The sequence below is a fragment of the Psychrobacter urativorans genome (genome assembly GCF_001298525.1).
Lineage (GTDB): Bacteria > Pseudomonadota > Gammaproteobacteria > Pseudomonadales > Moraxellaceae > Psychrobacter > Psychrobacter urativorans_A.
Window position 1 is genome coordinate 1,675,810 of sequence record NZ_CP012678.1, and the last position, 22,366, is coordinate 1,698,175.

Annotated in this window: 18 protein-coding genes and 2 tRNA genes; 14 read left to right on the forward strand and 6 right to left on the reverse strand. The window is 41.8% G+C overall.

Annotation, left to right across the window (positions count from 1 at the left end):
* Positions 1–393 precede the first annotated feature (393 nt).
* The 3 genes from dapA (at position 394) to purC (ending at position 2,553) form a co-directional block, all read left to right on the forward strand.
* Positions 394–1,302, forward strand: coding sequence for a 4-hydroxy-tetrahydrodipicolinate synthase (dapA, locus tag AOC03_RS07225; RefSeq protein WP_062534624.1), 909 nt, complete (start codon positions 394–396; stop codon positions 1,300–1,302).
* A gap of 96 nt (positions 1,303–1,398) precedes the next feature.
* Positions 1,399–1,719, forward strand: a complete 321-nt coding sequence (locus tag AOC03_RS07230; protein ID WP_420480436.1) for a hypothetical protein — start codon at positions 1,399–1,401, stop codon at positions 1,717–1,719.
* A 120-nt stretch (positions 1,720–1,839) separates the two neighbouring features.
* Complete coding sequence (purC, locus tag AOC03_RS07235; protein WP_062534626.1) at positions 1,840–2,553, forward strand: phosphoribosylaminoimidazolesuccinocarboxamide synthase; 714 nt, start codon at positions 1,840–1,842, stop codon at positions 2,551–2,553.
* A gap of 389 nt (positions 2,554–2,942) precedes the next feature.
* Here purC and AOC03_RS07240 read toward each other — a convergent pair whose 3' ends face one another.
* Positions 2,943–6,293 (reverse strand): autotransporter domain-containing protein, encoded by a 3,351-nt coding sequence (locus tag AOC03_RS07240; protein WP_062534628.1) that lies wholly within the window; start codon positions 6,291–6,293, stop codon positions 2,943–2,945.
* A gap of 1,098 nt (positions 6,294–7,391) precedes the next feature.
* Here AOC03_RS07240 and AOC03_RS07250 point away from each other — a divergent pair.
* Together AOC03_RS07250 and AOC03_RS07255 are read left to right on the forward strand one after the other, a co-directional pair.
* Positions 7,392–8,054, forward strand: a complete 663-nt coding sequence (locus tag AOC03_RS07250; protein ID WP_062534632.1) for a DNA-3-methyladenine glycosylase — start codon at positions 7,392–7,394, stop codon at positions 8,052–8,054.
* 46 nt (positions 8,055–8,100) lie between these two features.
* Positions 8,101–8,412, forward strand: a complete 312-nt coding sequence (locus AOC03_RS07255) for an NGG1p interacting factor NIF3 (protein ID WP_062534634.1) — start codon at positions 8,101–8,103, stop codon at positions 8,410–8,412.
* A 26-nt stretch (positions 8,413–8,438) separates the two neighbouring features.
* On the opposite strand, the gene AOC03_RS07260 is transcribed toward AOC03_RS07255, so the two are convergent.
* The 4 genes from AOC03_RS07260 to AOC03_RS07275 form a co-directional block, all read right to left on the reverse strand.
* On the reverse strand, positions 8,439–8,810 hold the full coding sequence (locus tag AOC03_RS07260) for a hypothetical protein (protein ID WP_062534636.1): 372 nt from the start codon (positions 8,808–8,810) through the stop codon (positions 8,439–8,441).
* 252 nt (positions 8,811–9,062) lie between these two features.
* Complete coding sequence (locus AOC03_RS07265; protein WP_062534638.1) at positions 9,063–9,743, reverse strand: hypothetical protein; 681 nt, start codon at positions 9,741–9,743, stop codon at positions 9,063–9,065.
* Between the two features lie 908 nt (positions 9,744–10,651).
* Positions 10,652–10,855 carry a CsbD family protein gene (locus tag AOC03_RS07270; protein WP_062534640.1) on the reverse strand — a complete coding sequence of 68 codons (204 nt, stop codon included), beginning with the start codon at positions 10,853–10,855 and terminating at the stop codon, positions 10,652–10,654.
* Between the two features lie 342 nt (positions 10,856–11,197).
* A complete protein-coding gene (locus tag AOC03_RS07275) occupies positions 11,198–11,968 on the reverse strand; it encodes a YgfZ/GcvT domain-containing protein (protein WP_062534642.1) in 771 nt (256 codons plus the stop codon).
* Positions 11,969–12,210: 242 nt separating this feature from the next.
* Here AOC03_RS07275 and AOC03_RS07280 point away from each other — a divergent pair, with 242 nt between their 5' ends.
* The 7 genes from AOC03_RS07280 (at position 12,211) to AOC03_RS07310 (ending at position 20,513) form a co-directional block, all read left to right on the forward strand.
* Entirely contained in the window at positions 12,211–12,564 is a 354-nt protein-coding gene (locus tag AOC03_RS07280; protein ID WP_062534644.1) for a zinc ribbon domain-containing protein YjdM, read from the forward strand.
* Between the two features lie 51 nt (positions 12,565–12,615).
* Positions 12,616–13,917, forward strand: coding sequence for a glutamate-1-semialdehyde 2,1-aminomutase (gene hemL / locus AOC03_RS07285; protein WP_062534646.1), 1,302 nt, complete (start codon positions 12,616–12,618; stop codon positions 13,915–13,917).
* A gap of 333 nt (positions 13,918–14,250) precedes the next feature.
* Entirely contained in the window at positions 14,251–15,786 is a 1,536-nt protein-coding gene (ppx, locus tag AOC03_RS07290; protein WP_062534647.1) for an exopolyphosphatase, read from the forward strand.
* A gap of 218 nt (positions 15,787–16,004) precedes the next feature.
* The gene (locus AOC03_RS07295; RefSeq protein WP_062534649.1) at positions 16,005–16,808 is read left to right on the forward strand and encodes an acetyl-CoA carboxylase carboxyltransferase subunit alpha; all 804 of its coding nucleotides are present in this window, start codon (positions 16,005–16,007) and stop codon (positions 16,806–16,808) included.
* A 125-nt stretch (positions 16,809–16,933) separates the two neighbouring features.
* Positions 16,934–18,598 (forward strand): tRNA lysidine(34) synthetase TilS, encoded by a 1,665-nt coding sequence (gene tilS, locus AOC03_RS07300; protein ID WP_062534651.1) that lies wholly within the window; start codon positions 16,934–16,936, stop codon positions 18,596–18,598.
* Between the two features lie 312 nt (positions 18,599–18,910).
* On the forward strand, positions 18,911–19,753 hold the full coding sequence (proC, locus tag AOC03_RS07305) for a pyrroline-5-carboxylate reductase (protein ID WP_062534653.1): 843 nt from the start codon (positions 18,911–18,913) through the stop codon (positions 19,751–19,753).
* Between the two features lie 190 nt (positions 19,754–19,943).
* The gene (locus tag AOC03_RS07310; RefSeq protein WP_062534656.1) at positions 19,944–20,513 is read left to right on the forward strand and encodes a YggT family protein; all 570 of its coding nucleotides are present in this window, start codon (positions 19,944–19,946) and stop codon (positions 20,511–20,513) included.
* A 169-nt stretch (positions 20,514–20,682) separates the two neighbouring features.
* Here the strand turns inward: AOC03_RS07310 and AOC03_RS07315 are convergent, their stop codons facing one another.
* Positions 20,683–21,480 carry a hydroxymethylpyrimidine/phosphomethylpyrimidine kinase gene (locus AOC03_RS07315; RefSeq protein ID WP_062534658.1) on the reverse strand — a complete coding sequence of 266 codons (798 nt, stop codon included), beginning with the start codon at positions 21,478–21,480 and terminating at the stop codon, positions 20,683–20,685.
* Positions 21,481–21,882: 402 nt separating this feature from the next.
* On the opposite strand from AOC03_RS07315, the gene AOC03_RS07320 reads away from it, so the two are divergent.
* Both AOC03_RS07320 and AOC03_RS07325 read left to right on the forward strand, forming a co-directional pair.
* Positions 21,883–21,972: transfer RNA gene (locus tag AOC03_RS07320), tRNA-Ser, on the forward strand.
* Between the two features lie 183 nt (positions 21,973–22,155).
* A tRNA-Arg gene (locus AOC03_RS07325) sits at positions 22,156–22,232 on the forward strand.
* Positions 22,233–22,366: the final 134 nt, after the last annotated feature.

The window sequence follows — 22,366 nt, forward strand, 5'->3', positions numbered from 1 at the left end:
TGATTAACTATTGGTGATGGATTTCTAGGAATGATTTCTTAAAAAAGTCTAAAATAGTGCAAAATATTTTTACCGCGACTGAGCAATTGCGCTACACTAACTTTTAAAATGTATCGACCATAATAATGGCAATTAACAATATGAGCTGACAACAAGTAGCTGCTACATTAATAGATTAATAGCCTATCGTTGTTCAATTGATCGCTCGTCGATAAATCAAAATATGCTACACTAGCAAGCGTTTCTAACGTGAGCGCTAGACGTGACACGCGTGTCAGCCGTTAGATGGCGGATAAGAAAATAGCACCACTATCGAGCAAGGTTAAGTCCTTGCCCACGACCTATCATGTAATAGCTTTCCTAAAAGCTAGGATACTATAGTAAGGCACAGTTATGAGCACAGCGTACGACGACATTAAAACCCGACTTCAAGGCTCAATGGTAGCCTTGGTAACGCCCATGCATCCCGACGGCACGGTCGATTATAAACGTCTGGCAGACCTCATAGATTGGCAAATCGAGCAAGGCACCCATTGTCTGGTTGCGGTAGGTACGACTGGCGAGTCTGCTACTTTATCCATGCAAGAACATAGTGATGTGATTCGCTTCTTTGTCCAGCATGTCAAAGGTCGCGTGCCTGTGATTGCCGGCACTGGCGCTAATAATACCGTGGAAGCCATTAAGCTGACCCAAGAAGCGGCGGATGCGGGCGCGGATTGTGCCTTATTGGTGGCACCTTATTATAATAAGCCACCACAAGAAGGCTTATATCAGCATTACAAAGCCATTGCCGAAGCGGTTGATATTCCGCAAATGCTTTATAATGTACCCGGTCGTACCGTGGTCGATATCTCACAAGAAACCGTTGAGCGTTTGGCTGATATTGATAATATCATTGCCATTAAAGACGCGACCGGCTCATTAGCGCGCGGTGAGCAATTGATTAAAGCCGTTGGCGATAGAATGTTGGTCTTATCAGGCGATGATAATACCGCGCTAGAATTGATGAAAGTCGGCGCTAAAGGCAATATCTCTGTGACTGCTAATATCGCTCCTAAAGCGATGAGCGAAACCTTTGCTGCTGCCCTGCGTGGCGACTATGAAGCTGCTCATGCTGCACATGACGTGATTAAGCATTTGCATCATGACTTATTTATTGATTCAAGCCCGATGCCGACCAAATATGCCTTGTATAAAATGGGCAAGATAGACAAGGGTATTCGTTTGCCATTAGTCTGGCTAGCAGAAGAGCATTATGCAACGATTGATAACGCATTGGTGCAGGCAAAAATCATTGAGTAACTATTATTTAATTAGTAAGCATTATCTATATCAGCCATTGCTTAACGGCTGATATAGAGACCTTATAACGTAGCAATACCCTGTAGAGATACTATGATGAAAACCTCATTCACCACCGCAAAAATGCTCCCTACCATGTTGACCTTAATATTGGGCAGTACCTTGGTATTGAGTGGCTGCCAATCGGTAAAAAACGTTATTGGTAAGCGTGATAATGGTAGCCTAGACTATCAAAATAGCAAGAAATTAGCACCGTTACAGCTGCCCGTTGCCCAAGAGACAGCACCGTTTGTGCCGTTATACCCGACCCTAAACGTGGGCGAGAATACGCTTAAGCTACAAAATGACTCAGGTAAACAGTACCAATTACCCAAGCCTGAGCGTGCAGTAGCTATCACTGCCGCACCGTCTAAATAAACATGACTATCAATTTATATCACTGCTACTTTTTATCGTGAGTATTAACATAACGATATTTAAGGTTTAGTGATAGCTGCGCGTTTTTACCACATAAGCTTGAACGAACAGGAATCCAAAATGCAAAGACAACAACTGCTGTATAAAGGCAAAGCCAAATCTGTCTACGAAACTGAAGACAGCGATTTTTTAATTTTACACTTCCGTGATGATACCTCAGCCCTTGATGGCAAGCGTATCGAGCAGTTAGCACGTAAAGGAGTGGTGAATAATCGCTTTAATGCTTTTATCATGCAAAAGCTGGATGAAGCGGGTATTGAAACGCATTTTGAAAAGCAACTGTCCGCTGACGAAGTACTGGTCAAACGCTTAGAGATGATTCCAGTTGAGTGCGTTGTCCGTAACTTTGCTGCTGGCAGTTTGGTACGTCGCCTTGGTTTAGAAGAAGGACAGGCGCTAACGCCACCTACTTTTGAGCTGTTTTATAAAGATGACGCGCTAGGTGACCCGATGGTCAATGAGTCTATCTCTGTGTCTTTGGGCTGGGCGACGGATGAGCAACTGGCAAAAATGCAAGAATTAAGCCATCAAGTCAATGAGGTGCTAACGGCGCTCTTTGATGCTGGTGACTTAATATTGATAGATTTTAAACTTGAGTTTGGCATTTTCCATGACCGTATCGTGCTTGGTGATGAGTTCTCACCAGATGGTTGCCGTATCTGGGATAAAGCCACCAAGAAAAAACTGGATAAAGACCGTTTCCGTCAGTCACTAGGTGACGTGATTGAAGGCTATGAAGAAGTAGCAAAACGTATCGGTGTGCCTTTAGATTAGCTTTTAGATTAGAGTTTTCTAAAGTTAACATGCAATAAAAAACTGAGCCCATGGCTCAGTTTTTTATTGCCATAAAGTATTATTCTTGTATATCTATGTTTATGGTTTGATAGCCATTTTATATATTTTTATTTGATATTTAAATATGTAGTTTTTAAGATCTAGTCTATCCTTGTAATACTTATTCGTGACTCATTGCTAAGGGTAGTTATAATCTAAGATATTAAAAATAAACGTTAATATTGATAATTGATACTCATTATGAATAGCGATAAGCACTGTTTTTAAGCTATATCACCATACAGCCACCTATAAAAATAGCTTGAACCCAGTTGACCTGAGTTCAAGCTTTTTCTTTGATAAGACTATCGATTATGACGTACTACCCTCTAGAACGACGTCTGCAGAGCAATACTTGCCCCTTGATCATTGTAGTTATCACGCCACTCTCCACGATAGCCTGCGGACAGCTTCGTATTGGCGGTTGGCATATAGCTTAGACCAACACCTACAATACCAATTTCACGGCCAATCTCTTGCCCGGTAGTCGTAAAGTTCGCATTAGGCATACCAATGAAGCTGGCAGTAATATCAGAGCGGCGATCACCATTCTCTATTGCTGCTGCTAACTGGCCTGTGAGCGCTAATTTAGGCGTCAGTGCTTGTGACATTTTTACACCAGCTGTCCAGCGTAGCGATTCGTACGTATTCTCATCTACATCTAGGTTGTAAACCCCAGCACCGGTTTCACGATAACCGTCACTTTCAGCACGAGCATAATTCATTTGTGCAAATGGGGTGAAGTTACGTAACTCATTACCGATACGATGACCGATACCAAATCCTGCCTGTAGGGTATCAACAGAATAGTCAGAGCTAGCGGTGGCGTCGGTCAATATTGTAATATGACGCTGACCTTTAACATCGCTGCTACCGGCACCGGCATGGAAGTTCACCTGAGTGGCTTCACTCGCTGCGTAATTACCATACCCAAGTATTTGCCAATTCTTAGTTTTCATTTCATGATCAAGGGCACGGCTATTGCTATCGACATCACTGTCGATATAAGAGAACGCAACACCAAGGTTTAGATTGTCGTTAATGGGGCTGTCAATACCAACGATGGCACCGTAGCTACTTGCATCATAACCAGCAATACCATCTTCTTCGTCATGACTGCTGTCACTACCGATAATTTTCGCCCATACACCACGATTAGGATTGGTGAGACTGCGTTCGATAATAGCTTCCGTGGTCGCGTAGTTGCTGTCGGTAATGAGTCGATTGGTGGCACCCATCAATAATGGTTGCAATTCATTAGCAGCAGCAGCGAGCTTGGGCTGATCAAAGTTGATGGTTGAGACAATTAAAGCATCAGCAAGCGCATTGGCGTTATTATCCAAGCGATCGGTAATTGATAAGTCTAATACACTAGCAAGATTTAGCGCTGTTTGGTTAGTTTGGCTCTTAATCGCGTCAACGAAGGTGGCGTCGCGTACCATTTTTAAATGTACGCTATTGGCATCGCTATAGTCGGTCAAAAAACTCACGAGTAAGCTGTTGTCATTAACAGCTGCAAATTTACCGGTAAGGGTATTGGCGGATACGACATTATTCCATACAGGATTACCGGTTAGGACTTGTACGGCGTCTGCGGCATTCACTTGCAGCTTACCTTGACTGATATCAGCACTACCCGTCACCTTAAGTTGGCCGTAGTCGGTCAGCGTATTCAGTCCAATCGCTAATACTTCACCCTTGCGCATGTTGTAATCGCCATTTAACTGCAAGGTACCTTGGTTGATGTCGGTGTCGCCGCTCCACGCTTTAGTGGCACTGTTCATGGCCAGTTTACCACTACCCATTTTAGTGAAGTTGCCACTGCCAGTGATTCTGGCGTCATTGAATACGCTGATATCAAACTCATTGGTGTCAATAGTACCGCCACCGCTCGCAAGGTTAATCGTGTTTGCGCTGGTGAAGTTGTCGAATAGGGCGGGTCGTCCAGCTGACGGGTCGGCGGCCTGGTTGGCTGACTGAGCGTCGGATAATTCTAGAGTGCCGTTATCAAAGTTGATCACTGATAATTTAGAATCACTACCTCTGCTAATACTTCCAGTTATAACGTGTCCATTATCGTTGATGTTCAAAGTACCTTTGCCTTCATTACCAACAAATACATTATCCGCAATTACTTGTGAGTTAGTACCGTTAACGGTCAAATCACCTTCGCCAGTGGCGTACTCACCAATATTAATCTCTTGTCCATTATCAACATACCTTGTAGAAACTAAGCCGCCGTCGGCAATAGTAGCGCTGCCTTTACCCTCCTGTCCAACAGTAAAATAGCCATTGGATTCCAGTCTTGATCCGGCACCAGTAACGAGCAAATTGCCTTCACTACCTGTTAATAAACCAACATTAATAGATACTGCCTGTACTAACCCTCCATCAGCAATGGTTGCACTGCCTTTACCCTCGTTTCCAATACCTAAAAAAGTATCAATAATCAGTTTAGAGTTAGTACCGGTAACGATTAAATTACCTTTTCCAGTGGTAGCATCGCCAATATAAACACTTTCATAAGCATCAATAAATCCACCATCTGCAACGGTAACACTACCTTTACCCTTGTTTCCAATAATCAAATCATCAAACGCATCCAGTTGTGATCCGGCACCAGTAACGGTTAAACTGCCTTCACCTCTTTTTGCGAGACCAAGAGTCGGATAAGTTAATCGAGCTAAAGCACCGTTTTTAATGGTAACGTTTCCTTTACCCTCGTTTCCAATAATAAAAATGCCATTATTATCCAGTTCTGAACCGACACCCGTAACGGTTAAACTGCCTTCACTACCTTTTTCGGAACCAAGATGCACATCACCTACTATGGCAGAACCACCGTCGGCAATGGTTGCGCTGCCTTTACCCTTGTTTCCAATAGTCAAAATACCGTAAGTACGATAAACATCATAATTAGCATCATAATAGGAAGTTGTCAGATTTGATCCAGCACCTGTAATAATTAATTTCCCATCACTACCTTTTGCGGAACCCACATCAACCAAACCTCCAAGTTCATCATTATAATCAACTACTGAAACTGAGCCACCGTCTGCAATTGTAAGGCTTCCTTTACCATCGTTTCCAACAACTAGCCTCTCTTTAGCTTCCAGTAAGGAACCTATATCAGTAACAGTCAAGTTACCTTCGCCGCCTATAGACTCACCAAGATAAATATTAGACGCTTGTAGTTGACCACCAGTAGATATCTTGATGTTGTTATTAATACCACCGCCACCGCCCACGTTTAATTTCTGAGCCGTTAACATACCTTTATTTTTGATTTCTAAGTTAGCGTCTTTACTCATCGTTGCAGTGTTGGCTATTTTAACCTTACCTTTATTAGTAATAAGTAGACTGGTTTCACTTATAAATAAATTATCCGCCTTCACCACAGTATTCACTTTTTTGACCTCATCGCCAGCAGCAGAAACGGTATAGTGGACTCCTAGATTAGTGGTCAGCCCATTATTATAAACCGTTGCTAGAGCCGCAGTCGTCGTTCCTAGAGCAAATATACTGAGCATAGATACCGACAAGGCGCGTAGGGTAAAACCAGCACCTCTCTTAGTAGTCGCTGAACGACCAGATGACTTACCTTGTGTCTTAGCAATCTCCGACACACATTGATAGACACCCAACGAGCGGTTAAAGACAATACGATAAATATGGTTCATAGCAATACCCTCACTTTTGTTGGCTAATAAGTATTTAGTCTTGAGTGTATTACTATTTTCAATACGATTGCTAGCTATATCAAATATATAAAAATATATATTTGATATAGCAAATGTTATTTATGAAAATGAATCACTTAAATAGACTTTAACTATAAACTATTCACCGTAACGCCATATAAAAGCTAGTTTTTGGCAAAGATGGCTAAAAGTCCCTATTACACCAAAAGAAAAAGAAAGTCATGGTGTCTATATCTATAGAGACTAATAAAAAATCTAAAATAAGTGAAATTTAGGCAAGCTATATTATATTCATAAAGTTGTAACATTCACTCTCTACTATTGGCAATAAATTCAATCGATAAAGAAGAGATATTATGTATTTGTCAGATGTAAATATATTTATCTGCGGTGAAGAGAGCGAAGTTGTTGATTCGTTTGACGTTGACTATGGTCTAATAGCATATTATGCAACCTTGATTCTTAATTATGACTATGACTATTTATGTCGTAATTCGCTAAATAGAATCGTAACCAGTATTGCCTATCAATATCATTTATATACTAAAGAAAGCATTGAGAGCTTTTTGGTTGAAAAATGTAGTGAATAATAAATTTATATTTTACGGTATAAATCGAATTATATTTACTGACCCTTAATGATGTCAATATCTGCTTCGTTCTATTTATTTTCTACTATAGGAAGTAAATAATGGGGTATCGACCAAGTACTTTTGGTCTTTTTTGCTATATAACAATAATGGTTTTCTAAATTGAATAAATCGGCTATTTCAAAATTCATCATAATAGCGATTATATTTTTGGGGTCTATCTTAAAAACCCTAACTATTCCAATATCTCATTGAGCTAACGAACGGGGTATAATCGACTAAGGCTTTATTTAACGCTACTCTAAACAGTTCATTAAAATATGCGCTCGTGTGATATTTACGGTTATATGCGCTCAGTTTTTTTGCTAAAAATTCTTAAACAGTCCTCAAACACAGGGTAAACATTGTCAACACTATCTCCTTCTTTTTTTATGCTAACTTATTAGATATTAATAACACCATCATAAAAATAAAAAAGGTCGTACTGATGCCAACGTCTAAATCATCCCTCGTTAAGTCTTCTCATCTGCACTCTATGGTATTAGAACCACGATGGTTTACCCGTCCAACTTGCGTGGTCGCTGCCGACTTAATTGGCAAAGTATTGTGTCGCCAGCTGACGGATAGCGATGGTTCAGTTAAAGTACTGCGTATGCGCATCTCAGAAACCGAAGCTTATATTGGCGAGGGTGATGCGGCTTGCCATGCTCATGCGGGCACGCGCACTGCACGTACAGAAATCATGTATCGACAAGGGGGCGTCGTCTATGTCTATTTGACTTATGGTATCCACCATATGCTCAACCTAGTCAGTGGTAACGAGGAATCGCCGGAAGCAGTGCTAATACGTGCTGGGTTTTTAACGGACAGTAGCGACCGCTTGGTAGAAGAACAACAGCTGAGTCCAGAAAAACAGTTTATCCATCCAAAACAATTCGCTGGTCCCGGTAAACTTACCCTACGCTTGCAAATTGATCGTGACTTATACGGCAAGTCTATCTGTCCGGAATCTGGTGTTTGGGTTGAGGATGATGGTTGTCAGCCACCCATCTCGTTGCGTCCCCGCATCGGTGTTGATTACGCAGGTGAAGCCAAGGATTGGTTACTGCGTTATGTATGGACCGATCATCCCTCTTTATCAAAAAAATAAAAGTAATATTATCTTATCCATACGTATTTTTTATTAAGGCTATCTGATGTATAAGCTCACCGTCTTTATTCCAGAAGAGGCTTTAGAGTCCGTCAAAAGCGCTTTATTCGCGGCTGGCGCTGGCACAATTGGAGATTATCAATATTGCTGCTGGCAAGTAAAAGGCACAGGGCAATTCATGCCTTTGGTGGGAAGTCGTCCACATATTGGTGTGCAAGATAGGCTAGAAACTGTTGAGGAATGGCGCGTTGAAATGGTGGTGGCTAAGGCAGTTATCGAACCAGTCATTACTGCTTTAAAGCGCGCGCATCCTTATGAAACGCCCGCTTATGATGTCATTGAAGTACTTGATTTATAATAGCTCAATTTTAATAAATAATAATTTTAGTCTTCTTTGATATTAATCACATTATAGTTGGGATAGCCAAGCTCAATTTTATAATTTTGGCGATTGCGTTCGGCTTTTATCTTAATAGTGCGGTCGCCTTTTTTGTATTTCACATCTTTAACGCGGTAGCCCATGCTGCTGACTTTATTGGCGGCTGCTTGCTCAATGGCAGGCTGATAAATATCCTTATCAATGGATTTAATCGTTTTCTTATGTTTTTTATATAAGCTGCTGTCTTTATAAACATCCTCATAAATATCGCCATAAGCATTGTAGCCAGGTGTCGTGGCGCAGCCAGTGGTAACTGCTAATAAAGCGGCAACAAGGCTAGAAGCAATAGACGTTTTTAATAAGGTTTTGGTTGTCATAATAAGGTCTCATTATAAGTTTTAGGAAGTTATTGTTTTTAGTAAGGTATGTTAAGTTTTAGGACGGCTCATTAAGGAGTTGTTAAAAACATTATAAAAAAAAGCCAAATAAATCAAGGACTGATTTATTTGACCAAAGGCGTCAAGTCATAAATGACGCCAAAACTTATCTTTATAATGCAAAATACATTTTAGTAATGACCATTTTTTTCTTACTCATTACTGACTTTTTATAATATTAGTATCTAAATATCAGTCTTTTTCAAGTTTAATAACATTTAAATCGGGGTAGCCAAGGATAATCTCATAGTCTTGTGAGCCGCGTTTTGCCTCAATTTCGAAGATACCACGATTGTTTTTTTCTTTCAGCTCAATATCTTTGACTCTATAGCCCAGCTCTTCGACTTTTCTAACCGCACGTTGTTTAATAGCAGGATAACGCGCTTCTCTCTTTATGTTATCTTCGATATTATTATTTTTATTACGGTAGTTATTATTGTTATATTTGCCGTTATTATTATGACCATTGGTGTTGTAACGATTGCCGTTATTATGGTTCTTATCTTTCCAGACGTTCGACCAGTCTTTTTGGCTTGAGCTGATCAGCTTTAGACCCGGATAAGTATATTTAAGCTCATAGGGTTTATTGTTTTTCTTCGCATAAACAACAAGCGATTGACCACCGCGGTAATCGTCAGATTGAATATCCATGACCTGATAGCCACTACGACTCAGGTCATTGCGTAACTTTTGAGCAATCGTACCGAAGTTACCATCGCGGTAAGCCGATTGATTATTATAATTTTGGTTACCTTGGTTTTGATTACCGTAGTCTGAAGCCATTGCTGTACAACCGATGGTAGTGCCTAATAACGCGACTACCAGTGCAGAAGATGCGGTGGTTTTGAGGGTTGCATGCTGTAATATTTTCATTATACGGTCTCCTATAATATTTTTAAATTTAGTATTTATATGGTTTTTTTAAAATTATACTGCTGTAATGAGAAGGGTAAAGAGTGATTTATCAGTTTAGTGCTTATTAATAAAAGCATTATTAAAAACTTAGTTGAAAGAAGATACAACTTAGAATAGATTACTTGGAATATAACCCTAAGTTTGATGATGAGTCTTCGATGACTACCACAATTGATTATTATCAGATGCTCTGAAATATTTTCTTACATACCCATAGTAAAGCCTAATACTTGAGCTTAGATTTCTTTAGTGTTCATCAGTTGTAAATAAAGCCAACGCTTGCGTAAGCTTACGGTATTTTTCGTGAGAATAGGGTTGCGGATAGGTTAGTTTATCGCTAACACGATGAGACCTAGGTAGTCTGTGTAAGCATATGCTTACACGCAATGACGCTAACGCGACTTAACAACAGGGCAACAATTTGACATTATAGACACACGGCATTAGGGAATGTGACTCAAGGATTGAGTTTACCGCATTATGGATAATGATTCAGTGACTAGCATCAGGATGATAATAGCCACTGAAGTAAGGACACATAATCTATGCTGAGGCAGTTAATGCCACTAGTAGTTGTAAGTAAGTAATGGGCAGGATGCCTAACTGTCACACTATACTGAGTAGCTTGCAAGGATGCAGGGGTCGCAGTCGTGATAGGTAACACGGATCGTTAACCATAAAACCGCATAACAGCTCATTGCTATGCGGTTTTATCGTATCTGGCTTTTGTAAAACATTAAGCCACCACAAAAATAGCCAATAAAAAGCTAGCCACTAAAAATTAAGCAATAAAAAAACCGCAGTATTATCATGCGGTTTTTTCATTTATAAATTATTCAAAAATTTGAATACTATTCATTTAAATATTAGTATTTATTTTCGTCACGCCATTCGTCTACTTGACGTTCAGCATCATCTTTACTATGACCGTAACGCTCTTGAACTTTACCTACCAATTTATCACGGCTACCTTCTACGTGTAATAAATCGTCATCAGTCAGGTCAGCCCATTTCTGCTTTACTGCGCCTTTAATTTGGTTCCATTCACCTTTTAGAGTATGTTCGTTCATTGTTAGCTTCCTTATTTTTGTTATTGCGTTCTTTATTTAGCTTGTTTAGAAATTATGCATTGAGCTGGCTAAATGTATAACGCCTTTGGTTTTAACTTATTATTAATATCTATTCTCTTTTTAGGTACTTCACAATCAGCGTGTCGCTAACTGGTGATATCTAATATAAGCAGTCAGCACTGTGTTGTCTGTATGCCCAATGTTTATAGTGTTACTTAATTATAGTAAATGCGCCTGCTATGTTATAGGTACACAAGTTATGTTGTAAATGGCATAGGTTGTTGCTGCGATACGTAACGAAAACGCGGTTTATTTATAAGGTTCAAAGTCTATTAACCTGATTTATTTAGGGCGCGCCACATCAGCTTGTAAAGCAGTCGGTAACTCTAATATAGTCAACTCACTTTCAGCGAGATGTTCAGGACGTGCGACGACGAGTGCTTTAAAACCTTGAATATTTTGGTCGTCTGCTATGGCATTGACTACTTGTATTTTATCTAACTTTTCACCGGCGGCTGGTACGTTCCCTGATCCTTGAACATAATGCAAAAAGGCTTTTGGGGCTGATTTAAAGTAAATACGCGCGATAACTTCTTGACCAAGATAACAGCCTTTATCGTAGTCCATACCGCCACGTTGGTGTAAGCGCAGCTCTTGGGGCTGAAATTCGCCTTGGGTCGCTGCCACTATCCAGTAGTTGCCATGAGCAAGGCTAGAGTGCATCCAAGCTTGCGTATTCTCTGGCGTGTTATAGGTGTCTTGATGGCTAAAGGTCGGCATATCATCGAGTACGCAAGGATAAATAGCGATTGGTTCACTGGTTGTAAACTTGGAAAATGCGCCATATTTCTTCAAATGTGCTTGTAAAGATGCAGAGCAATCCGTACTGATGATCACATCATAATGCTGCTCGGCTTGTTTTTTTATCCAAATGCCAAACTCAATACGTCCTTTTAAGTTACCGATAGCCGCGGCCTGATAGCTAAGACCTAGTTTTGTGACATCGCAGGTTAATTGACCTTGTAAGAATTTTTCGGCATCAGCGCCTTGAAGGGTTAATTGTTGAAATTGTGGCACATGTGGCATAGCAGCTGCGCTCAAATGCTGAGTCATGGTTATTATCCTTATTATAAAAATTAAATGATGGGAATGGCGTTATGAAAAGTGGGCGTGTTCGCACTTTTATTGACTACAGAAGAGTACCATAAAAGACAGGCGCAGCAAAAACGCTGAGCTTAATTGTACTTTGGATAGAGAACTTGTTTTGTAATCGAAGCGATTGGTTAAAAATGCTGACTTACGGTACAATACTAGGACGGAAATAGACCCCATTGTTGATGATTAACGAGGATATTATGAGCTTACCTAATTGCCCAAAATGCGCTGCTGACTATACTTACGAAGATGGCGCGTTATTGGTGTGCCCGATGTGTGCTCATGAGTGGACGGCCGCTGAGAATGACGCTGCAAATGCTGATGAACAAGACGCTGTAATTCGTGATGCCGTTGGCAATGAGCTGCAAGATGGCGACGCGGTCACGGTTATTAAAGACTTAAAGGTGAAAGGCTCATCTATTGTCATTAAAGTAGGTACGAAAGCAAAAAGTATCCGCCTAGTGCCTGATGCGACAGATGGACACGATATTGATTGCAGACTTGACGGCTTTGGTCCAATGAAGTTGAAATCATCGGTGGTCAAAAAAGCGTAAGTGGTTGCAGGGTTGATGAAATTATAGAGAATAATTAAGTAGAGAACCGTTATGAGTACTAAAAATGAACAGCTATTTGCTCAAGCGCGCAAACATATCCCCGGTGGCGTGAACTCTCCCGTACGTGCTTTTGCGGGCGTTGGCGGTACACCGATATTTATGCACCGCGCTAACGGCAGTAAAATTTATGATACCGAAGACAATGCCTATATTGATTATGTCGGCTCTTGGGGTCCAATGATTTTGGGTCACGCGCATCCAAAAGTCATTGATGCGGTTAAAAAAGCGGCTGATGATGGGCTTAGCTTTGGTACGCCAACGCCATTTGAGACGACGGTTGCCGATAAGATTTGCGAGCTTGTGCCCAGCGTTGAGATGATTCGGATGACCAGCTCAGGCACTGAAGCGACCATGAGCGCGATTCGTTTGGCGCGTGGCTTTACGGGACGTGACAAAATCGTGAAGTTTGAAGGCTGCTATCATGGGCACTCAGACAGCTTATTGGTCAAGGCTGGCTCAGGCATGCTTGATATCGGTGAGCCAACGTCTAAAGGTGTACCGGCTGACTTTGCTAAGCATACGATTACGCTGCCCTATAATAACCCACAAGCCATCATTGATTGCTTTGCGAAATGGGGCGCTGAGATTGCCTGCGTCATCGTTGAGCCTATCGCTGGCAATATGAATATGATTATCCCTGAGCAAGCGTTTCATGATACGTTGCGCGCGCAGTGTACCGAACACGGTGCGGTATTGGTATTTGATGAAGTCATGACTGGCTTCCGTGTTGGTTTAGGCGGTGCGCAAGCGCATTTTGGTATTGAGCCTGACTTAACGTGTTTTGGTAAAATTATTGGTGCAGGCTTGCCAGTTGGTGCATTTGGTGGTAAAGAAGAGATTATGTCCTGCATCGCGCCACTAGGCGGTGTCTATCAAGCAGGCACGTTATCCGGTAATCCGCTCGCCATGCGCGCGGGCATTGCGATGTTTGAAGACTTAATCGTTGACGGTTTTTATGATGAGCTGTCCGCTAAGGTGGATTACTTCATTGATGGTATCCAAGCGGCTGCTGACAAGCATGGTATCCATCTGCGCAGTAATAAACTTGGCGGTATGTTTGGTATGTTCTTCGTAAAAGATAGCGATACCGCCACACCGCATGATTTCGATGAAGTGACCCATTGCGATATCGAAGCGTTTAATACCTTTTTTCATGGTATGTTAAATCGCGGCATTTATCTTGCGCCCTCGGCTTATGAAGCGGGCTTTATGTCGAGCAAGCACAGTCAGGAAGATTTGGATATGTCTATTCAAGCCGCTGATGACGTTTTTGCGGAAATGGCAAATGCCTAATACAGTGCATAACTGAGCTACCCTTGCTTTGTTATCAATATGACATAAAAAGCCAGTATCATCGATGATGCTGGCTTTTTTACACTTATTTAAAAGTAGTAGACTTATCTTATTTAAAAAAATGCCAATTCATACTGATGATGTTAAAAGCGCCAAAATACTGGCGAAAATTAAAGTATCATATACTGATTCAATACTGACTTGTTCATGATATTTGCGTAAGTATGGCGTCCTGCTTGCCTGTATTTGCCATAAATGCTTTAATGACAAAATCTATCTGTATAACGCGTGTTTCCTCCATTTGCTCCATTCCACAAGGTAATTATTCTTCCTATGCTCACTAACACTCTTGAAAATAAAGCGCTCGCTGACGATGAACTGATGGCTGCCATTGATATTGGCTCGAATAGTTTTCATTTGGCAATCGCTCGTCTTGACCATGGTGAAGTGCGCAAGGTGGTTTCTTTGTCCGAAAAGGTGCAGTTAGCCGCGGGATTGGATGAGCATAATATTTTAGGGGCGGCGGCTGAGCGTCGCGGTCTGGATTGTCTCAGCCGTTTTGTCGCCCGTCTTGATTCTGTAGCGCCTGAGCGTATTCGAGTGGTCGCTACCAATGCGTTACGCCAAGCCAAAAACGCCGATGATTTTATTAAACGTGCGAATGAAATTTTACCCAAGCCGATTGAAGTCATTGCCGGTCGTGAGGAAGCGCGACTGATTTATTTGGGCGTGTCGCATACCAATGCCAGTAGTGATAAGCGTTTGGTCATTGATATCGGTGGTGGTTCAACGGAATTTATTATTGGACAGAGTTTTGATCCGATCTTGACCGAAAGCTTGCAGATGGGTTGTGTCGCTTTTACGCAGCAGTTTTTTGCTGACGGTCAAATTACTGCCAGTGATTTTGACAAAGCGATTGCCGCAGCGCGTAAAAAATTATTGGTTATTAATGGACGCTACCAAAAAACAGGCTGGAGTAGTGTGGTTGGCTCGAGTGGTACGATTAAGGCAGTACGTAATGTCTTGGTGTCTAAAGGTTGGGCAGATGAGCAAGAGCGTATTACTTATCAAGGGGTTAAAAATCTAAAGAAACTCTTGATTGATATTGCTCATGTCGATGATATTGAACTAGAAGGCGTTAAGGAACATCGCCAGTCGGTCTTTCCGGCAGGGGTTGCGGTATTGCTAGCGATTATGGAAGTGTTCGGTATTGAGAATATTATCTACTCTGATGGGGCATTGCGCGAAGGGGTGATGTACGATATGTTGGGGCGTTTTACCAGTGAAGATGTCCGTGAGCGTAGCGTGCAAGCGCTGGTGAAACGCTATTCAGTCGATAAGCGTCAGGCGAAACAGGTGGTCAGCACCAGTCATCGTCTTTTTGAGCAAGTACAAGCGCCATTAGGCTTGACCAATGATGACGCAGACTTACTGAGATGGGCAGCATTTTTGCATGAGATGGGTTTGGCTATCAGCCACAGTAGCTACCATCGACATAGTGCGTACTTACTTGAGCACTCAGATATTCCAGGATTTTCCCACATTGATCAAAAGCGTATGGCGCAGTTGATGCTCAATCATCGCCATAAACTTAAAGCGGATATGCTTGAACAAACGCATCTTATCGGCGGCGATCAGCTGGTGTATTTATGTTTGCTGCTGCGTCTGGCGGTATTAACGCACCATAGCCGTAGTGAGTATGGTGCGCCGACGCTACAATTAAACATTACGGATACGAATAGTTGGCAGCTCACTGTCGTTAAACATAGTGAGCATTACGCATTTTTATTGCAAGATTTATATGCTGCGGTTGAGCAGTTTGCGAAGTGGGGTGTGAAGCTGAGTATTATTCCTACCCAAGAAAAATAAGTTTTCGCTGTATTATTGTTTTTCACAGAGAGGCACTCATTTGCGCTATTATTTATCCTTGTTACCGCATTACAAAAGCAGTGTTGTCAGTAATGTCATGGCATATTAACTGTGCTACTATAGCTTTTATTGAGTATACAACTGTACTATATTGATATGTGATTTACTTAACAGATATCATTATCACACCTTATAAAACGACAAAAAAGGATACGTCTATGAGTACCGTCTGGGATAGCGTTCAGCTAGCACGTCACGCCAAGCGTCCATTATTTATGGATTATGTCAATCAGATGTTTACCGAATTTGATGCGTTGCATGGCGATCGTGCTTATGCCGATGATAAAGCGATTATCGGTGGTTTGGCGCGCTTAGATGGTAAGCCGGTCATGGTCATCGGTCAACACCGTGGACGCAGTACTCGCGAGCGTATTGAGCATAATTTTGGTATGGCAAATCCTGAAGGCTACCGTAAAGTGATTCGCTTGGTAAAAATGGCGGAACGCTTTAATATTCCAGTGATGACCTTTGTTGATACTCAAGGCGCATATCCTGGTATTGGTGCGGAAGAACGCGGTCAAGCGCAAGCGATTGCAGAAAGCATAGCGGTCTTTTCTAGCCTAAAAACGCCCATTATCGTGACCATTATCGGTGAAGGCGGTTCGGGTGGCGCGTTGGCAATTGGCGTTGGTGATAAAGTGAATATGCTACAGAACAGCATCTATTCAGTGATTTCTCCTGAAGGTTGTGCGTCAATCTTATGGAAAACCGCTGAAAAAGCCAAAGATGCTAGTGAAGCATTGAAGTTAAATGCTGATAACTTATACCAATTAGGCCTGATTGATGCGGTAATTGCAGAAGGTGAGGGCGCACATATTCATCCGCAACCCGTCATGAATTCGCTTAAAGCGTTGCTCATGGAACAGCTTGATGAGCTACAGGATATGGATGCGGATACTCGTTGTGAGCAGCGCTATCAGAAATTTAAGTCTTTTAACTCAGACGTGATGCTTCCTGGTTAATGATTTACTCATTGAATCATAGCGGTTTGACGTTCAGTTCTTGATGTTTAATTTTTGACATTACGGGCTAAACAGTAATTGACGTGCTACTTTGTGGCACGTTTTTTTATGGATAAGATTTGATTATGAGCAGTAGCAATAATGATGACAATAACAATGCTAAAAATAGCAGCGCCATTCGCCAATATCCTATTCAGTCTATCGCTGCTGATTCATTGATAGATCAGTCGCTTGCGGAGGCTTTACTAGCCAGTGTGGCGCACTATCGTGACCAGCTTCACGGTCGCCGAATTTGGTTGGCTTGTAGTGGCGGGCGCGATTCATTGGCGTTAGCGGCGTTATGTTTACAGTTATATCGACGAGGTGATTTACCATTTTTACCGCAATTACTGCACGTTAATCATGGTTTACAAGCAGATAGTGACCATTGGGCACAGCATGTGGCGCAATGGGCGCAGGCGCAGCAGATGCCGTGTCATATTTTGCGCGCAACCGTGAATGGACATGATGAGCAAGCAGCACGGCAAGCGCGTTATCAGGTGATGTTTGCTCATATTAATCAAGACGATGTTTTATTACTCGCCCATCATGCCGATGACCAAGCCGAAACTGTGCTCATGCGGTTGATGCAAGGCGCTGGAGTTAATGGCTTATCGGGCATGCAGCCGTGGCGGGAACAGTCGCAGGGCGCGCGTTGCCATGTCTTATGGCGACCATGGCTAACGGTGCGTAGAACGGCTATTACCACTTATGCTGAACAATTAAAGCTGCCTTATATTAATGACCCGACTAATGATGACGGTGATAATGTGCGTAGTGGTTTGCGCCGTGACATCATGCCATTGTTAGCCACTTATAATGCCAATGTCGTGCATAATATTGCCCGTAGTGCGCAGTTACTTGCCGATGCGCACGCAACTGTCAGCACACAAGCTGCGCAAGATAGTCAATACACCGCCATCAGTCCATTATGCCAACCCCCGTTTCAGCGCGTACTTGATATTGATAAGCTGCAATCAATGCCTCTGCACCGACAACGGCAACTGCTACATTATTGGTTGGCACAAGATGAGTCATTACCGCCAGCAAAGCAACTCATTGATGATGTGCTTGCGCTTACTCAGCGTACTGATGCCAACCATCAAACGACGCTAGACTGGTATGCTAGCAAGCAGATATATACCATTCGTCGCTATCGACAGCATCTATACCGACTCAGTCACTCATTTTTACAGTGGTTAACACTACCTATTAATGAGCAAACGTTAACTTTATCCTCACACTGTTTATTTGATAATGCTTCTAAAAAGAAAACAGAGACAATTACCCTGCGGTCAAACGATAGCTTCTGTTGGCAATTACAATTTACGCCAGATACTATCAAGCGTTTATTAACCTACTTATTAGAGCATCAATCACTGCCCCCAAACTTGTCCGTAGATATCATTAACATATTCGAGAATGAAGCCGATTTTTTGCTAAAAATTGCGCCATTAGGTCGGCAACAACGGCTACAAACCGCCTTTGCCACTCGTCCACAAGCAGGTAAAAAACTCACTCAAACCTTAGCTATGCCAGTCTGGCTGCGTGATAGTTTGGTGGTTATCAGCGTTGTATCCACCCATACAAATGAGGAATTACCCTTATTATTAGTCTCACCATTTGACAGCTGGATGCTAGGGTTTGATAAGTCTGCGGCAGGTATAACCAGCACTATATTAGACAGCGATTTTAGTTTTAGGACGACGGTGCGTACTATATCGCAATGTCATCAAGATGACTCAAATTAAGCTTAAGTTACTGTTATATGAATTACTCTAATATGAAAAGTGAGCATCATTTTTATCGCATTTTTTTTATTGGTTATGCCTGTTTTTCGCATTGGTTTTTTAATATTTATACAACCGTTATCCTATTGATTTAAATGATTCTAAATTTGTGAATGGACTGCCTGTTATAGGTTGATGAGTCACTTTCACCGTCATTAATTTAGCAAAAGATAAAAGTGGCAGTATGTTAAACTAAGTGACATTTTAAATGCCGTTATATCACTTGTCAGCCCTTTGGGTTTTTTAGTAGAGGACGGTCATTAGGAGCGTGGTATGTCAGTATTGAACAGCGACTTGGATAATAAAAAAATAAGCTTTATCGGTGGTGGTAACATGGCGCAAGCCTTGATTAGCGGGCTAATTGCCTGCGGTGTCAAGCCTGAGCTGATTACCGTATCAGCGCCGAGTGCTAATACCCGTGATATTTTCACTACGCAGCAGATAAATGTCGTTGATGCAAAAGTTGACTCTAAAGCAGCAGTGACAGATGCCGATGTGGTCATTCTCGCAGTCAAACCGCAAATGATGAAAGCGGTCGTCAGTGAGTTTGCTGATGCTTTAGATAAGCAGTTGGTGATTTCGGTGGCGGCAGGTTTATCAACAGATTTATTATCCGAGATGTTGGGTGGCTATCAAACTATCGTACGTGCCATGCCGAATACCCCTGCCACCATACAAATGGGAGCAACCGGTCTCTATGGCACTGACGCCACCACTGACGCCCAAAAACAGCTGGCAACCGCTGTGATGGCAGCGTCAGGTCTCACCATGTGGGTAAACGATGAAGCGCAAATGCATGCCGTGACCGCAGTTGCAGGTTCTGCGCCTGCTTATGTATTTTACTTTATTGAATCGATGATTGATGGTGCGGTTGCATTGGGACTGGATAAAGAACAAGCGTCAGCGCTCGCCATGCAAACAGTCTTAGGTGCAGCAACCATGGCGCGTGATAGTCAAGATACTCCAGCTGAGCTACGCCGCAAAGTCACGTCTCCTAATGGCACGACCCAAGCGGCGATAGAATCCATGCAGAGTAATGAGGTAGGTCGTCAAATCGCAGAAGCCATGCAAGCATGTTATAACCGTAGCCAAGCACTTAGCGAAGAGATGAAATAAGCTCATAAGAAAAATAGTATGACAATAAAAGTGGCAGTCTTTATAAAACTAATCACTATAAAAGTAATCATTATAAAAACAGCCATTATAAAAAATGAATACTGGCAGCAATGCTAGTCACGAGTATCTAGCCGCCGTTAATCTGGCTTTTATTCTTATTTATTAACACAGGCACATTGAGTAGCGCTTCATGAACAATACGTTATTACAAATTTTCGATTTGGTCACCACCTTTGCCATGCTATTGGTGTTTATCCGTTTTATGCTCCAGTTTGCGGGGATGGATGCCCGTGACCCCTTGGTCGCTCCAGCTTATAAAGCCACGCATATTGTCGATGTCTTTGGGCGTATTTTTCCTACGGTCGCCCACGGTCGCATCAGCCTTGCCGCTATTGTCTTAATGTTCCTGATTCGGCTGATTGATATTGCGGGTAAAGCCGCATTAACGCATCAAGGTATTGCGCCTGTGCCGCTGTTTTTTACCGGTTCCATAAGTTTGGTGCTCGACTTTTTACGCATGTGTCGATATTTAGTGATTGGCTCAATCATCGTCAGTTGGATTGTGGTCTTTACCCAGTCTCAGCATCCGATTATTGGCATCATTATGAATCTAGCTGAGCCAATTTTAGCGCCATTTCGCCGTATCACGCCGAACTTAGGCATGCTAGATTTGTCACCGATGATTGCCTTTTTTGCCTTTTACTTATTAGAGATTTTCATTGGTGGTATTGCCTCAAACTTTATGCCCATGCTCGGTTAATCTAAAAGCAGTTAATTTAAATGCCGATAATTTAAGTACGGTTAATTTAAATGAGATCAAAAAATCTCAAATAAAAAGACGCGTTATCATTGAGTGATAGCGCGTTTTTTTTATACGTAATATTCACGGTTATGCATTTTTTATCATTCAAAATGTCATAATACTCAGGCTAATTAATTTTTACAAAGCGATTGGGTATCAATTGCGCACTTGCATTATTGGGATGCGGCGCATCAGCCGCATGCAGCGTTTGCGTAATCCAGTTATCAGCCGCAATAACCGCCGCAACCAAATCATCACCAACGGCTAAGCGTCCAGCGATAAAGCTGGCAAGTGAGCAGCCTGAACCATGAAATTCACCGTCTAAGCGCGGTAAGATACTTTTATGCACCATCTCGCCTTTGATATATAAGTACTGTTCAATATCACCGCTATCAAAATCATGCGAGGTCTTAACCAATACGGCACGTGTCCCTTGCGCGCAAAGTTTCTGTGCGCCAATATGCAAATCTTGTTCGCCACTTAATGCCCGTAGTTCGTGCGTATTAGGCGTAATTAAGGTGGCGTAGGGTAGTAGCCTTCTAAAGGCTGCTACTAAAGTTTTCTCATCGCCCAAACTACCACCGCTATTAGCAACCAGTACCGGATCGAGTACAAATGGAATAGCATTTGAGATAATTTGCTCAGCAAAGAGTTGCGTTAGCATCGCGATATTATCTGTCGTACCCAGCATACCCGACTTGATAACGGCGACTGGTAAATCATTGAGCACGGTGGTGGCTTGAGCTTTCACTAATTCAGCGTCACAGGCTTCAAAACCAAAAACCCGCTGTGAGCTTTGCACCGTAATAGCTGTACAGGCAACCACCGCATGTGCCCCTGCTTGCCCAATCGCCTCAATATCGGCTTGTAGCCCTGCACCACCTGAAGGGTCTAACCCTGAAAAACACAGCACAACTGGACGCATAGCCTCTCCTTTTTTATTTTAGAATGATTATTTGAATAACTTAAGATATTGTAACTTTAATACTGATTGTTTTAATACGGGTTCATTTAATGTTATTGGATAACGGCTCATGACTATAGCTAGCCTATGTTTAAAAAGCCATAGTACAAGGCGACTGCTTGCTTATTTTTTATACTAAATGCGCTAGAATTTAAGGCAAAACCATATAAATAACAGTGATTACTGGATTAATTTTATGAAATAGCTAAAATTATCATAAAATCAGCACGAAAACGGTTGAGAAGCCTTGCAATTATTATAATTTTTGTTATACTACTCGCCCACGACATAAGACGTATCATTAGCATCGATACCGTTTTTTATATGATAATTAGTTGTCATACGAAGAGTCTTTTATCGTACGGTGAAGTGGGTGAGTGGCTGAAACCAGTTCCCTGCTAAGGAACCATACGTGTAAGCGTATCGAGGGTTCGAATCCCTCCTTCACCGCCATTATATTCAGTTTATTTTTAGATTTAAAATACAGTATAAGCCTGTCAATATTAAATAAACGTTAAAACAGAAAAATTTAGTTCTAATAAAAAAATATGTTGACAACCACTGAATTATCTATATAATAAGCAACCTAATTTACTACAAAGTTAAATACCGCGTAGTAGATGATGTGCAAAGTACGCGCTTGTAGCTCAGTTGGATAGAGCACTTGGCTACGAACTAAGGGGTCGGGAGTTCGAATCTCTCCAAGCGCACCATTTGCATCATCACTCTCTATTATAGAGAAATAAGTTAGTACTAAATTAATCGCCTGTCTTATGACAATTTGGCGGTTTTTTTATGCCTATTACTTTCTACTTTCTTACTTTATCTTTAATTGTCCAAGTCCGCT